Below are 21,607 nucleotides of genomic sequence, written 5' to 3'. Positions count from 1 at the left end.
GCGTCCATGGTCCACAATGGACCGCAGCTGCGGAGTCAGCGGCTGCGGATGGTCAACCATCAGGGAGACGCGCTGCGCCTCGGGATGAACTGGACCGAGGAGGATCTCGGCAAGCCACAGGTGCTGGTGGACAGCGCCTACGGCATGGGTCACCCCGGCACGTTCCATTTCCGGGAACTGATCGAGGAAGTCAGCAACGGCGTCTACGAAGCCGGTGGGAAACCGGGGGTTTTCGCGGTCAGCGACATCTGCGACGGCGTGGTCCAGGCCACTGACGGCATGAGCTATTCGCTGGTATCGCGCGACATCATGGCCGCCATGGTCGAGATCCACGCGCTGGGACATCCGCACGACGGCATGGTGCTGATCTCCGGTAACGACAAATCGGTGCCGGCCCACCTGCTCGCGATCGCGCGCTGCGATCTGCCTGCCATCCACCTTCCCGGCGGCACCCAGCTGAACGCGCCGGACTACGTGTCGTCGAATGAGATGTGGGAGATGGGCGCCGCCGTCCAACGGGGCGAGCTTCCCCGCCAGGACTTCGAGCGCGCCCAGCGCGGCGCCTGCCCGACGTGCGGGGCATGCCAGTTCATGGGCAGCGCCAGCACCGGGCAGGTGCTGGCCGAGGCACTCGGGCTCGCGCTGCCCGGGTCCGCTGTCGTCCCGGCGCCGCTGACCAAGCTGCTGCGTTACGCCCGAGCGAGCGGCAAACAGCTCGTCCGGCTGATCGAGCAGGGGCTGACCGCGCGGCGCATCCTGACCCGGGACGCCTTCGAGAACGCGATCGTCATGCACGCCGCCATCGGCGGGTCGACCAACGCGCTGCTGCACCTCCCGCCGATCGCCCGCGAGGCGGGGGTCGAGATCACCGTCGACGATTTCGACCGTATTCACCGGCGGGTCCCGGTGCTGGCCAACGTGAAGACGACCGGCCGGTATCCGGTCGAGTATTTCTGGTACGCGGGCGGGGTTCCGGCGGTCATGCTCGAACTGCGGGAAATGCTGCACCTGGAGTGCCTCACCGTCACCGGGAAGACGCTCGGGGAGAACCTGGACGAAATCGAGCACAGCCCGTTCTTCTTCGCCGAACGGCGTGGTTACCTGAACAACGTCAAGGTCGACCGGGACGAGATCATCCGCCCGCGGTCCGACCCGTTCAGCGCCGACGGCGGGGTGGCCGTGCTGTACGGCAACCTCGCCCCGGGCGGTGCGATGATCAAAACCTTTTCCGTGCCTGAGGAAATGCACGTCCACATTGGACCTGCGCGGGTCTTCGACTTCGAGGACGAAGCGATCCACGCGCTGATGGGGCGCCGGATCGCACCGGGGGACGTCCTCGTGATCCGCTACGAGGGCCCGCGTGCGAACGGCATGCCCGAGATGTACTACGCGGCCGCGATCCTTTCCGCGGACCGCAAACTGAACACCACCACCGCGATCGTCACCGACGGGCGTTATTCGGGCGCCATGAAAGGACCCTGTATCGGGCATGTCGCGCCGGAAGCACTCGATGGTGGCCCCATCGCGCTCGTGGAGGAGAACGACCTCATCGAGATCAACGCACCCGGACGACGCCTCGCGATCGTCGGAACCGGCGGCGAGAAACGCCGACCTGAGGAAATCGACGCGATACTCGCGCAACGGCGCGCCATCTGGAAACCGCCGCGACCACGCCACGAGAACGGAATTCTCTCCTTGTACTCCCGGGTCGCCGGCGCCACCTCCGAAGGCGCCTCCATCACCTAGGCAGGCCCGCGCGAGTTGAGCGTTGGGAGTGCGCGAGTTGAGCGTTGCGTGCGACGGGAACGCGCAACTCGTGCGGCAGGAAGGGTCAACTCGCGCGGCGGGAAGGGTCAACTCGCGCGGCGGGAACGCGCAACTCGCGCGGCGGGAAGGGTCAACTCGCGCGGACGTTCCGCTATCCGAACCACTTTCAAAACACTCGCTAGGACGGAAAATGACGCAGCAGACCGTCGTCATCGCCGATTACGACTACGGTGACGTGGACATCGAACGGGCGATCATCGAAGGCGCCGGCCTCCGGCTGGCCGCCGCCGACTGCAAAACCGAGGACGACGTCATCGAGGCCGCGCACGACGCGGACGCGATCATCGCCCAGTACGCGACCGTGGGTGCGCGGGCCATCGACGCCCTGACCCGGTGCAAGGTCATCGCGCGCTACGGCACCGGCGTCGACATCGTGGACGTGGACGCGGCGACCCGGCGCGGGATCCTGGTCACCAATGTCCCCAGCGACTGGTGTGAAAACGAAGTTGCCGACCATGCCATGGCTCTGCTTCTGGCCGCGGCGAGGAAAGTCTGCGAGTACGACCGTGCCACCCGCGCCGGGACCTGGCGCTGGCAGACCGGCGAGCCGGTCCACCGGCTGCGGGGACGCACCGCCGGGCTGCTGGGGTTCGGCGCGATCGCGCGGGCCATCGCGGTCAGGGCCCATGCCTTCGGGATGCTCGTCATCGCCCACGATCCGTACCTGACACCGGAAGACGTGGCGGTGCATGGCGCCACGGCGGTCTCGTTCGGCGAACTGCTCGAGCAAGCGGACTACCTGGTGATCCAGGCGCCACTCACCGAGGAGACCCGTCATCTCATCGGCGAGCCGGAACTTCGCCGCATGAAACCGACGTCGATCCTCGTCAACACCGCGCGCGGGCCCATCGTCGAGGACAAGGCCCTGTACGCGGCGCTGACCGGCGGCTGGATCGTCGGCGCCGGTCTCGACGACCTCGAAGAGGAACCCGCGAAGCAGCGCGACTGGGTTCCGGTGAACCCATTGTTCAGCCTGGACAACGTGATCATCACCCCGCACGCGGCCTACTACTCCGCGGAGGCGATCCACACGGTCCGCGAATTCGCCGCCCACGAGGTGACGCGGGTGCTGACCGGAAAGCCGCCGCTGTCGCCGGTGAACGCGGCCGAGCTCGCCATCGTCCACCGGTGAAAGCGCCGCGTCAGGCGGATTCCGGGGCGCCGGTGAGGATCAGCCCGCCGAGGTACTTGCGCACTTCCATGACGATCTGGTCGGGCTTGACCCGGTCGCCGGGACGGTACCAGCGGGCGATCGAGGTGAGTGTGGTGTTGAGCAGGTTCGCCGCGATCGGCAGGTCGATGTCGGCGCGGACCACGCCTTCGCGCTGGCCCTGTTCGAGTAGCCGGGTGGCCGAATGGTTCACGCTGCGCGCCCAGGACTGGTAGCGCCGCAGCGCCTGCGGGGACAGCTGGTGCTGATCTGAAATGAGAACCACGAAGTACGCCTTGTACCGGACGGCGGCCAGCACGTGCAGCTCGATGTAGGCCTCGAGCTTTTCCGCGGCCGGGCGTTCGCTGGCGACGATTTTGTCGACGCCGTCCCGCAGTGGGTAGACGGCTTGCTCGACGATCGTTTCCAGCAGCTGTTGCTTGGACTTGACGTACTGGTACACCGTCGGCTTGCTGACCCCCGCCTCGGCGGCGATGTCGGCCAGTGTCGCGTCGGGGTACCCCTGCCGCTCGAACACCTGCGCCGCCGCGTCGACCAGCTGTTGCACGTCGAGCGCGCGCCGTCGCCCCATCGGAAATCTCCTCTCGCCCCAACCATCCTACTTAACCAATTGGTAGCTATACGCCTCGCGTCCAGAACTTGACACGAGCTGGATCGAAGCGCATATTTCTTTCCCGACGAGTTAAGTTATCGACGGGTGTGAAGGAGCGACGATGCTGCGGGAAGTCGACATCGTGGGAGTGGGGATCACGCCGTTCGGCAAGCGCCGTGACACATCGCTGCGATCGCTGGCGGCCGACGCGATGACCGCGGCCATCGCCGACGCCGGTCTCGTCGCGGGCGACATCGGCCTGCTCGTGTCCGGCAACGCGATGGCGGGCGTGCTCACCGGCCAGGAGATGATCCGCGGTCAGGTCGCCGCCACCGAGGCCGGGCTGGCCGCGGTCCCGGTGCTCAACGTGGAAAACGCCTGCACGTCCTCGTCGAGCGCGGTCCACGTCGCGCTGGCCGCGATCCGCTCCGGCATGTACGACACCGTGCTCGTGTGCGGCGCCGAGAAGATGACCGGACTGCCCACACAGACCGTGCTGGACGCGATGACCAGCGGCGCCGACATCGAGCGCATCCCCGAGGTGACCCGCGAGCTCACCGGCACGGACAAAGTCGAGTCGTTCTTCATGGCCGTCTACGCCGAAATGACCCGCGCCTACCAGGAGCGTTCCGGTGCCACGCCGGAGGATCTCGCCGACGTGGCGGTGAAGAACTCGGCCCACGGCGCGCTGAACCCCAACGCCCAGTACCGGCGTGCGCTCAGCCGGGACGAGGTGCTGGCCGCCCGGCTGGTGGCGCCCCCGCTGACGACCCTGATGTGCTCGCCGATCGCCGACGGCGCGGCCGCGCTCGTGCTGCGCGCGGCCGATCGCGGCAACTCCGGCCGCGCGCCGGTGCGGATCCGCGCCTGCGCTCTCGGGTCCGGCGTACCCGGCGCCGGCGCGCCCGCAATCCCCCTGGAACGCCGCACGGCCGAGGCCGCCTACGCCGAGGCCGGGGTCGGTCCGGAGGATCTCGACGTCGTGGAGGTGCACGACGCGGCCTCGCCGAACGAGCTGATCATGTACGAGGAGCTGGGGTTGTGCGGGGCGGGCGAGGGCCCGAAACTGCTGGCCTCCGGCGCCACCTCGCTCGGCGGGAGGGTGCCGGTGAACCCCGACGGTGGTCTCGTCTCCCGTGGACATCCGGTCGGCGCCACGGGCTGCGCGCAGCTCGTCGAACTGGTCACGCAATTGCGTGGCCGGGCGGGGGAGCGCCAGGTATCCGGCGCGCGCATCGGCCTGGCGGAGAACGCCGGTGGCTACCTGCATCCGGACCCGGCGGCGTGCACCGTGACGATCCTCGCGGGGGCGGGCGCATGACCGGCGACGTCTTGGTGGAACGGCGGGGCGCCGCACTGTGGCTCCGGCTGAACCGTCCCCACGCGCTCAACAGCCTCACCGACGGGCTGCTGGAAGCACTCGGGCGCGGGCTGGACCTCGCGGAGTCCGAAGAGGACATTCGCGTGGTCGTGCTCGCGGGCGCCGGCCGGGCGTTCTGTGCCGGCGCCGATCTGCTGTCCTTCCCCGAACCCGCTGCGGTACAAGGGTTTCTGCGTCGCGTCGGCGCGGTCTTCGACCGGATCGAGAGTTTCCCGAAGCCCGTGATCGCAGCCGTGCACGGGATCGCCGCGGCCGGTGGCCTGGAACTGGTGCTGTGCGTGGATCTCGTGGTGGCCGCGCGCTCGGCCCGGTTCGCCGACGCCCACGCGAACTACGGGCTGCTGCCCGGCGCGGGCGCTTCGGTGCGGTTGCCCCGCCGGATCGGGCCGGCCCGGGCGAAGCACCTCATGTTCACCGGAACCGCGTTGCCCGCAACGGACTTCGCCGGCACCGACCTCGTCACCATCCTCGCCGAGGACGACCGGCTCACCGAGGAGACCGACGCGCTCGCCGGGTCGATGGCCGGGAAGAGCCCGCTGGGCCTGGCCGCGATGAAGGAGCTCGTCGCCGAAGGCCTGGAAACCGATGCGGCCCAAGGCCTTCGCCGGGAACAAGACCGGCTCGTCGAGCACGCCCGCTCAGCCGACTTCGCCGAAGGTATCCGCGCGTTCAGCGAAAAACGCGCACCCGTTTTCACCGGCCGCGTGCCGCAAACCGTCAAGGAGTGATCATTCGTGGCCGAGCTGTTCCGACTCGATGGCAGGACCGTCCTGGTGACCGGCGCCGGGCAGGGCGTCGGCCGGCAGGTCGCGTTGACCTGCGCCGCGCAGGGCGCCGCGGTCGCCGTCAACGACTATTACCGTGACCGGGCCGAATCGGTCGCCGAGGAGATCAGGGCGGCCGGCGGGCGCGCACTGGGACTGGGCGGTGACGTCACCGACTTCGACGGGGTGACCCGGCTCGTCGACACCGTGGCACAGGACCTCGGTCCGATCGACATCCTGGTCAACAACGCCGGAAACGCCGGCCCGGCACAGGATCCGATGCGTCCCGCGCCGCCGTTCTGGGAGACCGGACCCAAGGAATGGGAGCCGTGGCTCGGGACGAACCTGTACGGCGTGCTGAACACCACGCGGGCCACCGTGCCGGGCATGGTGGAGCGCGGGTACGGCCGGGTCGTGACCGTCATCTCCGACGCCGGACGGGTCGGTGAACCGCATCTGGTCGTCTACAGTGGAGCGAAAGCCGGCGCGGCCGGGTTCACCCGAGGGCTCGCGAAAGCCGTGGGACGCCACGGCATCACGGCCAACTGTGTGTCGCTCGGTCCTGTTCGGACACCCGGCGTCGCGACGGCGACCGAGGACGCGGACCAGGTGAAGGCGATGCTGCGCAACTACGTGGTGCGGCGGCTGGGCGAGCCCGCTGACCCGGCGAACCTCATCCTGTTCCTGGCTTCGGGCGAGGCGTCGTGGATCACCGGGCAGACGTATCCGGTCAACGGCGGCTATTCCTTCGCGGTCTGAGAGGGTGCCATGAAAGTCGATCTCTACGTCTACCGACCCCGGCTCGAGGAAATGGCGGCCAGGGCGCGACAGGTCGAGGCGGGTTTCGACGGGCTGTTCGTGGCCGAGTCGACCGGCGATCCCTTCCAGGCACTGGCGGTCGCGTCCCAGCATCTGCGCGATCGCGTGCTCGGCACGTCGATCGCGCTCGCGTTCCCGCGCAGCCCGATGGTGACCGCGGTGTCGGCGTGGGATCTGCAGCGCGCGAGCGGCGGCCGGTTCGTGCTCGGGCTGGGATCCCAGGTACGCAAGCACATCGAGCGACGGTTCTCCAGTGCGTTCACCCCGCCGATGCCGCGCCTGCGCGAGTACGTCCTGGCGGTGCGGCATGTCTGGGGTGCGTTCGCCGGTGCCCATCCGCTCGATTTCCGGGGCGAGTACTACACACTCGACTACCTGCCCCCGGCGATGAATCCCGGGCCGCTGGACTGCGGGGCACCGCCGGTGTATCTGGCCGCGCTCGGTCCCGCGATGTTCGAGGCCGCCGCCGAGGTCGGCGACGGGGCACTCGTCCACCCCATTCACACACACGCCTACCTCCGCGAGGTCGCCGAGGCCGCGATCGCGCGCGGACTGTCCAAAGCGGACCGACGGCGCGACGAGTTCGCGCTGTCGGTCACCGCACTGTGCATTGTGGACGAAGACACCGGGGACGCCTCGCGGGAAGCGGTTCGCCGGCAGTTCGCCTTCTACGCCTCGACACCGGCCTACCGGCCGGTCCTCGACCTGCACGGCTGGGGTGAGCTCGGGGAACGCCTGCGCCAGAAGGTGCGCCATGGCGAGCACGACTCGATGGCCGAGCTGGTTCCCGACGAGATCCTCGACGCCTTCTGTGTCGTCGCGCCGACGTGGCCGCAGGCCATCGCGGCCGCACGCGAGAAGTATGCCGGCGTCGCCGACCGGGTCATGTTCCAGAGCGCGCCGGCGATCGCTTGAGCAGTCCATTGAGGAGAACACCGTGGTTCACCTGTACAACCCCGAATTGACGTTCGACGACCTGCTCATCGAGGCGCTGGACCGGTTCCCCGGGCGGGACGCGTTCGTGCTCGGTGACCGCCGGATCAGCTACGCCCAGGCCGCCGCCATCACCAGCCGCATCGGGCAGGTGCTGGCTGCGCGCGGCATCGGGCACGGCAGTGCGGTCGGCGCGCTGAGCCCGAACATCCCCGAAGTCTGGCTGGCGCAAGCCGCCACCTACCTGCTCGGTGGCACCTACACCGGCCTGCACCCGCTGGGCTCCGTCGCCGACCACAGCTTCGCCTGTACGGACGCCGGCATCGAAATCCTGCTGGTGCACCCGAAATTCGCCGAAACGGCTGCCGCGATCGCCGAGCGGTGTCCCGGCATCAAGCACGTGCTCACGTTCGGTCCCACGGAACTGGCGCCGGATCTGCTGGCACTGGGCGAAGAATTCGCGCCACGACCGCTCAGCCGCGGGCCCGCGCGCGAGGAGGACACCGCGTGGCTGCAGTACACCGGGGGCACCACCGGGCGCCCCAAGGGAGTCCGCGTGCCGCACCGGGCGCTGGTCGCGATGTCCCGGATGCTGCCGTTGTCGTGGGGGCTGCCGGAAAATCCACGGTTCCTGCTGTCCGCGCCGATCACGCACGCGGGCTCGTTGCCGATCCTGCCGACGCTGTGGCACGGCGGCACGGTGGTGCTGCACCAGTCGTTCGATCCCGACGCTTGGCTCACCACCGTTGCGGCGGAACGGATCAACTACGCGTTCGTCGTGCCCACGATGGTCTATTCGTTGCTGGACCACGGCGGGATCGACCGGTACGACACGTCTTCGCTGGAAACCGTCCTCTACGGGGCCGCGCCGATGAACCCCGCGCGCATCGCCGAAGCCTGGCACGCGCTGGGTCCGGTGCTGCAGCAGGGATACGGCCAGACCGAATGCCTCGGCATGTGCACGAGCCTGCGCAAGGACGAGCACGATCCCGTGAACCGGCCGGAACTGCTGGAAACCTGCGGCCGTCCCGTCGCCGAAACCCGGGTCGCGATCCTGGACGACAACGGTGAGCCGGTGCCGCGCGGCGAGGTGGGGGAGCTGTGCCTGCGCTCGCCCGCGGTGATGACCGGTTACCGCAACCAGCCGGAGCAGACGGAAATCGCGTTGCAGGGCGGCTGGTTGCACACCGGTGATCTGGCCGTGCAAGGGGAAACCGGGTTTTACTCCATTGTGGACCGGAAGAAGGACATGATCATCTCCGGCGGTTTCAACGTGTACCCGCGTGAGGTCGAGGACGCCATCGCGACCGTGCCCGGCGTGTCGTCCACCGCGGTGATCGGCCTGCCCGACGACAGATGGGGTGAGGCGGTGACGGCGTTCGTGGTGCCGCGCCACGGCCGGCCGGTCGACGTCGAAGCGCTCCTGGCCACGGTCCGGGAGAAGAAAGGTCCCCACCAGGTCCCGAAGGCGGTGCATGTCGTGGACGAACTCCCGCTGACCGCGGCCGGGAAGATCGACAAGAAGGTGTTGCGCGCGCGGTACCAGCCGGCGAGCTGACACCTGTCGCCCACTCAACGACGAGTAAGGGAATTTCTGTTACATGTGGCCAAAAACCCTGTGGCGGCTCGCTGTGCTCGGCGCCGCCGTCGCGATGATGTTCGCCTCGGCGACGGCGTCCGCGGACACCGCGCTGCCCGCGCCGTACTCGGGATGGAACGTGCAGGTCGCGCCCATCGACGGCAACGATCAGGTGGTGCACCTGAGCTTCGACAGCCCGCTGCTGAAACGGCGCGTCACGAACACGGTGTACCTGCCGGACTCCTACTACGACAGCGGGCCGAAGCTGCCCGTGATGTACGTCCTGCACGGCACCGTACTGTCCCCTTTGGACAATTGCGCGCTCAATGCCGTGACCTCGCAGGAGACGCTGGTCCGGATGATCGGCTGCGGTGGTGGGTACCTTCAGGACAATCTCTATGACATCCCGTCGCAGCTGAGCAAGATGAACTTCGTCGCCGTCTCGCCCGACACGGATCCGAACGGGTCGATCTGCCAGACGTGCATGTGGGTCGACGGCCGGTCCGATCTGCTGCCGAACATCCAGCCGTTGACGGCAAGTGAACTGCCCGCGGACTCGTTCCTGCACCAGGAGCTGTATCCGTTGGTGGAAAGCATCTTCAACGTGCGCAGCGATCGTGGCGGTCGTGGTGTGATGGGCTTCTCGATGGGCGGCTGGGCCGCGGCGCTGCAGGGCATGATCCACCCGGACGCGTACTCCTACATCGGGTACGTCAGTGGCGGTTACGACATCAAGGAACCGGTACTGCAGAGCACGATCATCGAACCGGTCGGATATTTCCGGGATCAGGGTTACACCACGAGTCTCACCGATCCGGTGTGGTGGGCCCAGTTCAACCCGCGTGACATCGCCACGAACCTCAAGGGCGCGGATGTGGCGTTCCTGCTCAGTAGTGGTGACGGCTGCCTGAACCCGGTGGAACTGCTGAACGCGCCGGAATGCCAGGGTGATTTCTCGCCGGTGCGTTCCCCGTCCGGCTCGGTGCTGGAACAGGAGCTCAGTCTCAATAGGACGATCGCGGTCAATGACCTGACGGCGAAGGGAATCCCGTTCCACACGGTGCAGACTCCGGGCACACACGGGGCGAACAACAAGGAGATGTTCGCCACCCAGATCGTGCCCGGTGCCAACGCGAAGTTCGCGGCTTCCACGGCGACCCCGGAGACCTTCTCGTACCGGACCGCGATCCCGCGGTTCTCGGTGTGGGACTACCGGATCCAGGTAACCCGTGGCACCGACGGGTTCCTCGACCTCACCGGCGCCCGGACCGACGGCCGCGCCCTGACCTTGACCGGCGCGGGGAACGCGGACGTCACCACCCCGGCGACGTTCACCCCGGGGCAGACCTACACGGTCCAGTCGGTGCACGAGTCCCACCCGGCCACCCAGCAGGTGACCGCCGACAACACCGGCCGCCTGCGGTTCGCTCTCGACACGGGAACCGGTGAATTCGGCACCACCGCCGGCTCCACCCCCGGCACGACAACGGTGACGATCAGCTGACGGGTGGACCGGCCTGCCCCGGCGGAGGTGCTGCGGCATCTCCCCGGGACAGACCGGCCCCCCACGCGGCGGCTGCCCGCGCGACGGCACCGACGCCGTTCGCGGTGATGGCCGGCAATGAGCCCCCGGCGGCGAGCGGTTGCTCCGTGGGCGCCCGGACTCCGGCCGGCCGGCGAGTGTCACCGTGCTCCCGGCGTTCGCCGCCCGTCGTCGAGCAGCGCCACCGGTCGCCGGCGCAGACCGCGTATTTCGTCGACGGTGACGGGCCTCGACCAAGCTATGCCGCTCCGCGTCGCGGAGTGTGGTGCCACAGTGCATGGCTTCGGTCACATCCGCGCGCGGTCGATCGGCGTTGTGCTGTTTCCTTTCCGCCCGGTCTCTTCCTTACCGGGAAGTGCGTTCTACCCCCGATGCCGGGATCGGCGTTGGCTGTGGGCACACCACAGGGAAAGGGAAAAAGTCATGTCGATCGTCGTCACCGGGGCCACCGGGCATCTGGGCAGGCTCGTCGTGGAGGCCTTGCTCCGCCGTGGGGTGCCGGCCGCGGATATCGTCGCCACCGGCCGTGAGGTCGCGGGGATAAAAGATATCGCCGAGCGGGGTGTCATCGTCCGCCGGGCGGATTTCGGGGACGAGGCCGGGTTGCGGGAAGCGTTCGCCGGTGCGGAAAAACTGGTGCTGGTTTCCACGACCACGCCCGGTGAGCGGCTCGCCAACCACCGTCGTGCCATCGACGCCGCAGTGGCGGCCGGGGTTTCGCTCATCGCTTACACGAGTATGGTGCGCGCGGATTCCGCGACGACCATTCTCGGCGCCACTCACCGCAAAACGGAGGACTACCTGCGGGAGCGCGACGTGCCCACGGTTTTCCTGCGCAATTCCTGGTATCTCGAGAACTATACCGACCAGCTGCCGTTGTTCCTGGAGAGTCACGCGATCATCGGCGCGGCGGGCGATGGGCGGGTGAGCGCCGCATCCCGGGCCGACTATGCCGAAGCCGCCGCCGCGGTGGTGACCACGGAAGGCCATGCCGGGGCCGTCTACGAGCTGGGCGGGGACGAAGCGTTCACGCTGTCCGAGCTGGCCGCGGCCGTTTCGGCGGCGACCGGTGAGAAGATATCGTATCAGGATTTGGCCGCCGCCCAGTTGATCGAGGCCTACCGCGCGGTGGGGGTACCCGCCGAGATCGCGGAGGCACTCGCCGACGCCGACCGCGGGCTCAGCCAGGGCGAGCTCTTCACCGCCGGCGGCGAACTCCGGAAACTGATCGGGCGCCCCACGACGACCTTGGCCGCCGCGATCGCTGCCGCGCGCTGATGCCGGGCGTGTCGGCGGACGGGCGGTATCGGGCGCCCTACGACGACGTTGGCCGCCGCGATCGCCGCGGCGCGTTGATGCCGGGCATTTCCGCGGACGGGCGGTACGACGTCGTTGTCGTCGGTGGTGGTGCCGCCGGGGTCGCGGCTGCTGTCGGGGCGGCGGGCACCGGGGCCCGGGTGTTGCTGATCGAACGGTCCACCGCGCTGGGCGGCGCGGCGACGTTGCGCACCGTGCTGGGCTACTGCGGGTTGTGGACCTGCGAACCCGAGCCGCGGAAGGCGGTCGGTGGGGCCGCGGACGCGCTCCTCGGCAAGCTCGCCGCGCTGGGCGGCGTAAGCGAAATGACCGTCGTCGGCGCCGGCCACTGGGCCGTCGTGTTCCTCGATCCCGAAGCTGTGAAATATGGTCTGGACCACTTATGCGCGGACAACGGGGTCGAGGTGCGGCTGGCCGCCACGCTCACCGGTGCCAGGCGGGATGGTGACATCGTCACCGGGCTCAGTTACACGGATTTCGCGGGCAGCGAGGTCGAAGTCACCGCGTCCGCCGTCGTGGATGCCACCGGCGATGCCACCCTCACCGCGCTGGCCGGTGCCGCGCACACCGTGGGGGACCGGGGCCGCTTGCAGACCGCCACGCTCGCCGCGCGTTACGGTGGCATCGATCCCGCCGCCGAGATCACGCCGGAAACCGTCGGCGAGGCCGTGCGCCGGGCGCAGCGCACCGGGCTGCCCGGCCTCACCTCGTCGAGCGGGTTTGTCATGCGGCTGCCCATTTCCGGTGACGTGGTCGCGTACCTGGCGGACGAGGATCTCGATCCGCTCGACGCCGGCTCGTACAGCACCGCGACGCGGCACGCCCGTACTCAGGCGTGGGCGTATCTACGTGTTCTGCGTGGCATGCCAGGCGGTGAATCCGCCTATCTTGTCGCAAGTGGACCCGAACTCGGCATCCGTCAGTCGCGCCATCTCGTCGCGCGGTCCCCGGTGCGCGACGCGACCCTCCACAATGGACTCGTCGGCGACGATGCGGTCGCACTCGGGGCGTGGCCGAGCGAATATCATCCCGGCTCCGGTAAACCGCCGGAATGGGCGGCCATCGGCGGCGACGGGGTCTTCGGGATCACCCTGGACAACCTCCGCAGCGCCGGCACGACGAACCTGTTCGCCGCCGGACGGGTACTCGGCGGCGAACGCGTCGCCGCCGCCTCGGTGCGGGTCATGGGCACGGCGTTCGCCACGGGCCAGGCCGCCGGGGTGGGCGCCGCGCTGCTCGCCGGCTCACCGGCCGACCTCACGGCCCGGACCCGCGCGGAGCTCGAACGGCAGGGCGCGATCGTGAAGCTGGGGACGGTGCGGCGATTTTCGGGCAAAGCTGTCCGCTGATCGAGCAGGCTGTCCGCCCACCCCGGGCGACGTCGGTGAGGATGCCGGGGCACCAGTAGGCCTACCGGAATGGGGTGAACATCGATGAAATCACGGAAATCGTCACGGCGGTTCGCGGCGTGGTCGATGCTCGGCGCGGCACTGATCGCGGCGAGCCTGGCCTTCGCGTCGGTTCCGGCGGCGGCCGGCCAGCTCAGCTTCGGCGGGTTCCCCGGCGGGATCCCGGCCGCCACCCGCTGAGCCGGCGCGGGCCTCGCCATGTCCCTTGCCGGCCCGGCAATACGGTGCGGCCGGCAAGGGCCGAGGCAGCCGATGCAAACCTCAAAGCTTCCTTAACGGGTCTTCAAATGCACGTTTCCGTACCATTTAGTGGTGGGCGTGCTAGCTCACGATGAAATGGATGTCCGTACCGCCGGCGAAGACGTGCAAGAACTTTTGCGCCGGACCACTTTTTCGCTCACCGCCGATGGTGCGACAGCGGATTCGCTGTACCTGTACCGTGATCGGATTCCCGCCGCACTCGTCGCAGGATTGAGTGAGCTGACCCGCGTGCCGCGGTCGGCCTCCGGTTACTGTGTGCTCAAAGGGATCCTGTCGGAGTTCACCGGCGTGGCGGGACCCACCCCGCAATCATGGGACGCCCTCGAACCGGGGCAGACCAGGGAGCTGGACATCGCATTCGCAATTGTCGCAAGCGTGACCGGCCGCGCATTCGGCTGGAAGGCGCAACAGGACGGGCGGCTGGTCCACAACATCGTGCCCAGTCGGGCCTCCGCGAATCTTCAGGTCGGTGCCAGCAGCACCGTCCGGCTGGAATGGCATACCGAGGATTCCTACCATCCGGACCGGCCCGAGCTGCTGCTCCTGGCGTGCGTGCGCAACCCCGACCGGGTCGGCACCGACGTCGCCAGCATCCGGTGCGCCGACCTGACGGAGGAGGACATCGCCGTGCTTGCGGCGCAACCGGTCCTGCTCTACCCGGACGACAGCTACGCCGGCAGTTGGTCGTTCGACGGCCCGGACGCGCCGCGGATGCGGACCGTGTGGGAGACCGCCGACGGTTTGTGCATGCGGTTCGACCCGCCCTACACCACGCTTCCTGACGGGCAACCGGAACTGCGGGCCGCGTGGGAGCGGCTGGGTGCGGCGCTGGACCGTTGCGCCACAACGGTCATGGCCGACCCCGGTGATGTCGTGATGGTGAACAACGATGTCGCCGCACACGCCCGGCGGCCGTTCCGGGCCCGGTACGACGGCACGGACCGGTGGATGAAACGGATTCTCGTGCGTAGCGAATGGCGGCGCCTGGAAACCGAACGCGACGAGCCGGGATACGACCAGGTGCAGGTGGGTCCGTATCCCTCGCTGCACGCGGGCCGATGACCACGCAGCCCGCCGAGGCCGTGCCGGAAGTACACGTGAGCCGCCGGCCCTCGCTGCTCGCGCTGCTCGCCCTCGTCGGGGTCACCGCCGTCTGGGGCGGAACATTCGTCGTCGTCAAGGACGTGACGCGGGACGTCTCGCCGATGGACTTCCTGGCCGTGCGGTTCCTGATCGCGACCGCGGCGCTGGCTGCGTTGCGTCCACGCGCGGTGTTCACGTTGAGCCGCAAGCAACTCGGGCACGGCGTGCTGCTCGGGCTCGCGCTCGGTTCCGCGTATCTCGCGCAGACCTGCGGCCAGCAGTACACCTCGGCGTCCATGTCGGGGTTCATCACCGGCATGTCGGTCGTGTGCACCCCCGTGCTCGCGGGATTGCTGCTGCGGCACCGGATCGGGCGCGGGACCTGGGGTGCGGTGGCGATGGCCACGGTCGGTCTCGGCGTGCTGTCGTTGCGGGGGTTCGCGATCGGCCCGGGGGAGGGGCTGACGTTGCTGTGCGCGCTGTTCTTCGCGTTGCACATCGTCGGGCTCAGTGAATGGTCCACGGCACGGGACGCGCACGCGCTCACCGTGGTGCAGCTGGGTGTGGTCGCCGTGCTGTGCCTGGTATTGGGTGCACCGGACGGCATCGACGTCCCGGGGGAGGAGAGTTTCTGGCTTCCGGTCATCGGGCTGGCGGTTGTCGCGACGGCCGCCGCGTATCTCGTGCAGACCTGGGCCCAGGCCCGGCTTCCGGCGTCGGCCGCGGCCGTTGTCCTGACGCTGGAACCGGTTTTCGCGGGGTTCTTCGGGGTCCTGGTGGCTCACGACGAGCTGTCCCCCCGCATCCTCCTCGGCGCCGCGCTGGTCGTCGGCGCGATGTATCTGGCCGAATTCCGTTCCGCCGCAACGAAACCCGAAGCCACGCGGCAAAGCTGGGAGAGCGCATGTCCGGACCTGTCCGTGCCGTCCGAGTACCCACGACGGCCGACCTCGAAGCCGCGTGGAAGGTGATCTCGGGGCACCTGCCACCGACTCCGTTGAACACCGCATACACCGGTGGCCCGCCGATCGCGCTGAAATTGGAATCCTTGCAGCCGACGGGTTCGTTCAAGGTCCGTGGGGCGCTCAACGCGCTGGCCACGGTGCCGCGGGACGTTCCGGTGGTCACGGCTTCGTCCGGCAACCACGGTCTGGGCATGGCGTTCGCGGCCGGTCTGACGGGACGCCCGGTCACCGTTGTGGTGTCCAGGAACGCTTCTCCCGCCAAGGTTTCCGCGCTGCGCGCTGCCGGCATCGATCTCGTCCGGTTCGGGGATTCGTTCGACGACGCGGAGGCGTATGCGCTGATGCTCGCGGAAGACGGCGCCTACTACGTCTCGACCTACAACGACCCTTACGTGATCGCAGGTCAGGCGACGATCGGTTATGAGCTCGACGGAGAACTCGCCGGCGACGTCACTGTCCTTTGTGGAGTCGGTGGTGGTGGGCTGGCCGCCGGCCTCGGCCTGTGGCGCTCCACCAGGCCGAACGCGCGGGTCGTCGCGGTGGAGCCGGAAGCCTCGACCGCGATGTCGGCGGCGGTGCGCGCCGGCCATCAGGTCACCGTCGAGGTGGGGGAGACCCTTGCGGACGGCATCGCGGGCAACATCGAACCGGGATCCGTCACGATTGATCTCGTGCGGCGGCACGTGGACGATCTGGTGACGGTCAGCGAAACCGAAATCCGTGAGGCCGTGCGCTATCTGGCCGCCACCCGGGGTGTGATCGCGGAAGGATCGGGTGCGGTGGGCGTCGCGGCATTACTCGCCGGCAAGGTAGCGGCGCGGGGGACGCAGGTCGCCGTCGTCACCGGCCGCAACATCGCACTGCCGACCCTGACCGAGGTTCTCGCCGGCTGACACGCGAAGTCTCACGTCCGCAGCCGGTCGAAATGCTGATAGAGCGTCGCGAGGATATCGTCGACGGGGCCGAAGGTGATCATGGCGGTGGTTCCGCCCGCGATCTCACCGCGCAGGGGCGATAGCGCCTCGCGCGCTTGTGCCGCAAGCGATGCGTCGTCCAGCTGGATCGCGGTATGCCCGTTGACGGCCCACAGCGCGTCATACAGGTGGTCGGCACGGGGTGCGGGCAGGGTCGCGGCGGCGTGGCGGGCCGCGGCGAGGTTGCCGCGCGCGAGGTCGAGCAGCGGCTGGACCCAGGGACGATAAGGCCCCCAGTCGAGGTCGGGGTCCGTCGGCGCGGGACGCCCGTGACGCATGCGGAGGGAGAGGAGCGCGAGCGGGAACATGCCGGCTTCGACCCCCGGCATGCCGGCCCCGGCGAGGTCGGTGGCCACGGCGCGATAGGCGTGCGCGACTTCGGCGGGGTCGTCCGATTGTCCGGCCAGCCGCATTGCCCGGAACGCCGTGGTGAGAACGTGCACGAGGGGGGATTCGTGCAGGGTGGCGAGCCGCTCGGCCGCCGCGATGTGGCATTGCGCGGGCTCGAGCGCGCCGCGGGCGGAGTGGACCTGGATCTTGATGAGGTGGCCGAGGATCTCGAACCTCGGGAGATCATGTCGCGTGGACAGCTCGATGAGCTCGTCGGCGATCGTGTCGCGTTCGCCCGTGCACCCAGGCTGCTGGAAGGACTGGACGAAGCGGGCGTTGAGCGCGAGGACCAGCAGGGTGGGGTCGGGGAGGTCGCGGGCCAGCTGTTCGGCTTCGGCCGCGGCGTCGGCGGCCCAGCGGTCCCGGCTTCCGCGATGCTCGAGCCCGATGGTGGCGAGCAGCCGTGCGCGAAGCGCGGGCGGAGCCCCTGGGCCGAGCCGGTGCAGCGTGCGCCGCGTGGTCTGGACCAGTGCCTCGGACCGGGTGGGATCGTCGGCCCGGGTCCAGATCGTCGGGACGTCGTACGCCGCGATCACGCGCGCAGTGAGGCCGGGGTCTCCGGTCGCTTCCGCTTCCGCGGCCGCCGCGGCGCGGTGCTGCTGGGCGAGTACGAGGTTGGTGCCGCCGGTGACGGCGGCGGCACTGGCCACGGTGCTCATCGAGCGAAGCCGCGTGTAGGTCCCCGTCGCTTCGGTGCGCGTGAGCAGCCGCAGCCGGTCCTCGTCGCGGGGCGTGGGGGTGAGGTGTGGCGCGTGCCGGAGGATGTCGCGTTCGAGATGGTCGAGGCTGTCCACCGATTCCAGCCCGAACTGGGCCAGCAGCCGGGCTCGCGCGTCACGCAGCGACGCCAGTGCATCGACCTGGCGGCCGGCCTGGTACAGCGCGTGTGACAGCAGGACCCAGGCATGCTCCCGCCACGGGTGTGCGGTCGCGTACGCCTCCAGCTCCGGGATCAGCGGCGCGCCCTGTCCGAGGTCGAGCACCGCCCGGGCGCGCAGCTCGACGGCTTGGCGGTGCAGTTCGGTCAGGCGGGCGCGTTCCGGTGCCAGCCACGGCGAGCCGCCGAGGTCCCCGTACGGCTCGCCGTGCCACCACGCGAGCGCGTCGCTCAGCGCGGGCGCGACGTGGGCGCTGGGGGCGGCGCGCATGGCCCGGAGGGTGTCCTCGAACCGGTGGACGTCAACGTGTGCCCGGGGAATCCGCAGTGCGTACCCGGTTCCGACGGTCTCGATGGTCCGCGACCGGGTGCGCGGACGACGGTCCGGTTCCAGCGCGCCGCGCAACTCGGCGACGAAGGTGCGGACGGTCCCGGCGGCCGTGGGCGGCGGGTTTTCCCAGAGATCCTCGACGAGCACCGGCAGCGGGACAGCCCGGCCGCCGGCGGCGACCAGCCGGCCCAGCAGCTCGCGGCGGCGCTGGCTGCCGACCGCGACCGGGCGGCCCTCGGTATCCCTGACCTCGACCGGTCCGAGCACCTGGATCTCCATGCGCCTCATTGTCACCGACGCCGGGGCGCCGCCGCTGATCCACTGCTGACCCGGCTCACGGATCCTCATGGTGTTCAGGCAATCCCCAGGTGAGGAGACGACAACGATGCGCATTCCCGGGTTCGAGACCAGGTCGGTCGGTGTTGCGGACGGAATCGAGCTGAACGCGGCGGTCGGCGGAGCAGGACCGGCCATCGTGCTGCTCCACGGTTTTCCCCAGACGCACCTGATGTGGCGGCACGTCGCACCCATCCTCGCCGAGGGCCACACCGTGATCTGCCCCGATCTTCGCGGCTACGGCGCCAGCAGCAAGCCGGCAGCGGTCGCCGAGGACACCTACTCGAAGCGGACGATGGCCGCGGACATCGTCGGGCTGGCCGGCGCACTCGGCTTCGACCGGTTCGCGCTGGCCGGGCACGACCGCGGCGCGCACGTGGCTTTCCGGGCCGGCCTTGACCACCCGGATCGGATCAGCCACCTGGGAATCCTGGACATCGTGCCCACTTTGGACACTTGGCGCGTCCTGCACGGGGTCGGCGCGGCGGTGGCGTTCCACCTGTACCTGATGGCCCAGCCGCCCGGGCTGCCCGAGCAGATGATCGCCGGCAGCGCCGACGCGTTCTTCGGCCATTTCCTCGACGCCTGGTCCACCGGCCCCGGCGCGATCCCGGCGGACGTGCGCGCCGAGTACCTGCGCGCGTGCCGGGACGCCGTTCCGTCGATCGTCGCCGACTATCGCGCCACCGCGACCATCGACATCGACCACGACCAGGCCGACCTCGACGCCGGCAACCGGCTCACCATGCCCGTGACGGTCGTGCAGCAGGACTGGGGCCTGGGCTTCGACGCCATCGCCACCTGGCGGCCGTGGACCACCGACCTGGAGCACTTCACCACCAAAGCGGGCCACTTCATGGCCGAGGAGGCCCCGGAGGACATCGCCACGCTGATCCTGAACCTGCTGAAGCGATGATCGGCGCACCTTCACCACTGCATCGGCAGCGCGACTTCAATGCTCAGCAACACCAGGACAGCACCGCCGGCCAGGTTCAGCATCCGCCGCACCCGGGGATTTCGCGCCAGGATATTCGACCTGCCCACCGCGAGCGAAATGGAGGAGAACCAGAGCAAGCCGATACTGGCGTGAACCAGTGCCAGGAAGAACACCTTTCCCGGGAGAAAATCGCCCGGGTGCAGGAAGTTGCTGAGCACCGCCAGGTAGAACACCGCCATCTTCGGGTTCATGACGTCGGCAACCCAGCCCCGGCGAAAGTATGACCAGAAGGACCTCGCCTTCCCGGCGCCGCCCGTCCGGTCCACGGGCGGCGCCACCGAACGCGACTGGGCCAGGAACTTGATGCCCAGGAACAGCAGGTATGCGGCGCCGGCCAGCCTGAGCATGAGGTACCCGGTGGCGGAGGCGACCAGCACCCCGGCCAAGCCGGCCCCGGCGAGGGCAGCCCACACGAAAACGCCGGAAACAATGCCCATGGTCGTGGCCAAGCCCCCTTGCCTGCCACCTCGGACAGCGCTGGTGAGCACCAGTGCCAGATCCGCTCCGGGCGCGATGATCACGCCCGTCACGAGCACCACGTATCGAAGAAGTTCAGCACCAGTGGGGAGTGTGGTCATCCGAACTTCTGGTGGCTGTTCGTCAGGCCGGCGACCGCGACGCAGCCCGGCCATCCTTCTCCCGCCGCCAGAAACGACTCACGCACTTGATCCGCGGGCGTCACCCGGTTATCGACACGCACCCACAGCGGATCGAGGAACTTCCGGTCGCCGGGCGTCAGCCTGCTGATACCCGAGGCGCTGATCTCGAGCAGCTGGGCAATGACATCCGGTAGCCATTCGCCGTCGATCGCCACTTCCATCGGGGACGTGGCAGACAGCTCGAAGATGGCCTGCCAGAAGGACCACGGCCGCGACATGACGAATCTTTCCGCCTCCGCGAGATTTTCGGCCAGGCCCAGGTACATGGCGGCCGTCGCGAACTCCTCTCCCGGCAACGAGCAGCTGTCCGAACGAACTTCGAGGTACAGGCGGGCCAGCGTGGAATCCAGGAATTCCTGCAGTTCGGCCTCGGAGGAATTCAATGCTTCCCTGAACTTGCCGATGTCCGCCGATTCGCCGAACTCCCATCGTAGGCGGGAGAAGACGATCTGGCGTTGAATCGCATCTAGCTGACGAAGGTCGGCTTGCGTAAAGGTGTGCCTGTTTCCCCACGCGTCCGCGCCGCTCACCGCCCGTGAATCGAGCGACTGCCAGAAGGTGCCGAGCGGTGGATCATCGGGGATTCTGATCGCCCTGCCCTGATCGTCGGGGACGCTCACGACCGGCAGCGCGAACAGGGAGGAGAGATAGTCCTTCCAGCCGATGAAGTCGCGTCCCATCATCCGGCAGCGTGCCGCATCGTCCGGGTATGCGTCCGTCCAGAGTTTTTCGATCGCCCACGGTCTGACGCTCAGCCGGCCACCAGGCGACAGTTTCCCGCCCGAAACGGCACCATTCCGGGTCAGATACAACGAAATACCGGTGAGGCGCAGCATGACGTTCAAAAAAGGGATTGCCTCGGAAACCGCGACATCGATCGAGGGACTGCTGCCGATGGTCCCGGCGAACCAGGAATGATTCTCGCCCCGAATGCGCCGCGTTGCGTATTCCGCCCGCCAGTAACTGTGGTACAACGCATAGTGGGATGGTTCCCATGGCTGCGTGACGAGCGGCGTTTCGACACTGAGCAAGCCGAGTCCGCGCTCCCGCAGGGATGAACAGAGGTAGCGGTCGAGGTGTTCCTGGTGCTTCTGGAGCGCTTCGATGCTCGGCTCGGGCGGAATCGTCGTCTCGAAAATTCCGCTGGTCACATCCGACGTCAAGGTCTCCCAGTCGTCGCGGGCGATTCTGGTGACCACGCCGGTGGTCGCGTCGTGGGTGGGACGCCAGCCGTCTCCCACCAGGCGGTGAAATATCTCCTGTACGTCGAAGGGGGTAGCGGAGGTCAGCGGTCCGGACAGCGAGGGGTAACTGCTGAGGTTCTCCTGGAAGACCAGATGTCGTTCCAGTTCGAGTCCCACCCGTCGCTGCCGGCCGCCTTGCGCACGGTATGCCATGC

19 protein-coding genes are annotated in these 21,607 nt (G+C 68.8%); 15 read left to right on the top strand and 4 right to left on the bottom strand.

Annotated elements, in window-relative coordinates:
• The first annotated feature begins 6 nt into the window (after positions 1-6).
• Together ilvD and GKO32_RS24075 are read left to right on the top strand one after the other, a co-directional pair.
• Positions 7-1,746 carry a dihydroxy-acid dehydratase gene (gene ilvD, locus GKO32_RS24080; protein ID WP_208024522.1) on the top strand — a complete coding sequence of 580 codons (1,740 nt, stop codon included), beginning with the start codon at positions 7-9 and terminating at the stop codon, positions 1,744-1,746.
• Between the two features lie 211 nt (positions 1,747-1,957).
• Complete coding sequence (locus GKO32_RS24075) at positions 1,958-2,959, top strand: C-terminal binding protein (RefSeq protein WP_154759167.1); 1,002 nt, start codon at positions 1,958-1,960, stop codon at positions 2,957-2,959.
• Between the two features lie 10 nt (positions 2,960-2,969).
• Here GKO32_RS24075 and GKO32_RS24070 read toward each other — a convergent pair whose 3' ends face one another.
• Positions 2,970-3,569, bottom strand: coding sequence for a TetR/AcrR family transcriptional regulator (locus GKO32_RS24070; protein ID WP_154759166.1), 600 nt, complete (start codon positions 3,567-3,569; stop codon positions 2,970-2,972).
• 142 nt (positions 3,570-3,711) lie between these two features.
• Between GKO32_RS24070 and GKO32_RS24065 the strand changes: the two genes are divergently transcribed.
• The 12 genes from GKO32_RS24065 (at position 3,712) to GKO32_RS24010 (ending at position 16,537) form a co-directional block, all read left to right on the top strand.
• Positions 3,712-4,911, top strand: a complete 1,200-nt coding sequence (locus GKO32_RS24065; RefSeq protein WP_166459707.1) for a thiolase C-terminal domain-containing protein — start codon at positions 3,712-3,714, stop codon at positions 4,909-4,911.
• The gene (locus tag GKO32_RS24060; RefSeq protein WP_154759165.1) at positions 4,908-5,699 is read left to right on the top strand and encodes an enoyl-CoA hydratase/isomerase family protein; all 792 of its coding nucleotides are present in this window, start codon (positions 4,908-4,910) and stop codon (positions 5,697-5,699) included. The genes GKO32_RS24065 and GKO32_RS24060 overlap by 4 nt, the downstream gene beginning before the upstream one ends.
• A 6-nt stretch (positions 5,700-5,705) precedes the next feature.
• Entirely contained in the window at positions 5,706-6,494 is a 789-nt protein-coding gene (locus GKO32_RS24055) for an SDR family NAD(P)-dependent oxidoreductase (protein WP_312868454.1), read from the top strand.
• Positions 6,495-6,503: 9 nt separating this feature from the next.
• Complete coding sequence (locus GKO32_RS24050; protein ID WP_154759164.1) at positions 6,504-7,469, top strand: TIGR03617 family F420-dependent LLM class oxidoreductase; 966 nt, start codon at positions 6,504-6,506, stop codon at positions 7,467-7,469.
• A 22-nt stretch (positions 7,470-7,491) separates the two neighbouring features.
• On the top strand, positions 7,492-9,045 hold the full coding sequence (locus GKO32_RS24045) for an AMP-binding protein (protein WP_312868453.1): 1,554 nt from the start codon (positions 7,492-7,494) through the stop codon (positions 9,043-9,045).
• A 43-nt stretch (positions 9,046-9,088) separates the two neighbouring features.
• Entirely contained in the window at positions 9,089-10,570 is a 1,482-nt protein-coding gene (locus GKO32_RS24040; RefSeq protein WP_154759162.1) for an alpha/beta hydrolase-fold protein, read from the top strand.
• A gap of 462 nt (positions 10,571-11,032) precedes the next feature.
• Positions 11,033-11,887, top strand: a complete 855-nt coding sequence (locus GKO32_RS24035) for an SDR family oxidoreductase (RefSeq protein WP_154759161.1) — start codon at positions 11,033-11,035, stop codon at positions 11,885-11,887.
• Positions 11,887-13,275, top strand: a complete 1,389-nt coding sequence (locus tag GKO32_RS24030; RefSeq protein WP_154759160.1) for an FAD-dependent oxidoreductase — start codon at positions 11,887-11,889, stop codon at positions 13,273-13,275. Before GKO32_RS24035 ends, GKO32_RS24030 begins: the two co-directional genes overlap by 1 nt.
• Positions 13,276-13,359: 84 nt before the next feature.
• Positions 13,360-13,515 carry a hypothetical protein gene (locus GKO32_RS24025; protein ID WP_154759159.1) on the top strand — a complete coding sequence of 52 codons (156 nt, stop codon included), beginning with the start codon at positions 13,360-13,362 and terminating at the stop codon, positions 13,513-13,515.
• Between the two features lie 132 nt (positions 13,516-13,647).
• Positions 13,648-14,658 carry a TauD/TfdA family dioxygenase gene (locus GKO32_RS24020; protein ID WP_154759158.1) on the top strand — a complete coding sequence of 337 codons (1,011 nt, stop codon included), beginning with the start codon at positions 13,648-13,650 and terminating at the stop codon, positions 14,656-14,658.
• Complete coding sequence (locus tag GKO32_RS24015; RefSeq protein ID WP_154759157.1) at positions 14,655-15,650, top strand: DMT family transporter; 996 nt, start codon at positions 14,655-14,657, stop codon at positions 15,648-15,650. Before GKO32_RS24020 ends, GKO32_RS24015 begins: the two co-directional genes overlap by 4 nt.
• Positions 15,584-16,537: a threonine ammonia-lyase gene (locus GKO32_RS24010; protein WP_154759156.1), complete on the top strand. Its 954-nt coding sequence runs from the start codon at positions 15,584-15,586 to the stop codon at positions 16,535-16,537. The genes GKO32_RS24015 and GKO32_RS24010 overlap by 67 nt, the downstream gene beginning before the upstream one ends.
• Before the next feature lie 11 nt (positions 16,538-16,548).
• On the opposite strand, the gene GKO32_RS24005 is transcribed toward GKO32_RS24010, so the two are convergent.
• Entirely contained in the window at positions 16,549-18,564 is a 2,016-nt protein-coding gene (locus tag GKO32_RS24005) for an AfsR/SARP family transcriptional regulator (RefSeq protein WP_246244554.1), read from the bottom strand.
• A gap of 37 nt (positions 18,565-18,601) precedes the next feature.
• Here GKO32_RS24005 and GKO32_RS24000 point away from each other — a divergent pair, with 37 nt between their 5' ends.
• On the top strand, positions 18,602-19,468 hold the full coding sequence (locus tag GKO32_RS24000; RefSeq protein ID WP_154759155.1) for an alpha/beta fold hydrolase: 867 nt from the start codon (positions 18,602-18,604) through the stop codon (positions 19,466-19,468).
• A gap of 11 nt (positions 19,469-19,479) precedes the next feature.
• Here GKO32_RS24000 and GKO32_RS23995 read toward each other — a convergent pair whose 3' ends face one another.
• Positions 19,480-20,127, bottom strand: coding sequence for a LysE family translocator (locus tag GKO32_RS23995; protein ID WP_166459706.1), 648 nt, complete (start codon positions 20,125-20,127; stop codon positions 19,480-19,482).
• A complete protein-coding gene (locus GKO32_RS23990) occupies positions 20,124-21,605 on the bottom strand; it encodes a hypothetical protein (RefSeq protein ID WP_154759153.1) in 1,482 nt (493 codons plus the stop codon). Before GKO32_RS23990 ends, GKO32_RS23995 begins: the two co-directional genes overlap by 4 nt.
• Positions 21,606-21,607 lie beyond the last annotated feature (2 nt).

It is taken from the genome of Amycolatopsis pithecellobii (genome assembly GCF_009707865.1).
GTDB lineage: Bacteria > Actinomycetota > Actinomycetes > Mycobacteriales > Pseudonocardiaceae > Amycolatopsis_E > Amycolatopsis_E pithecellobii.
The sequence above is the reverse complement of the archived record's forward strand: the minus strand, read 5'-3'. Positions and strand labels throughout refer to the sequence as shown.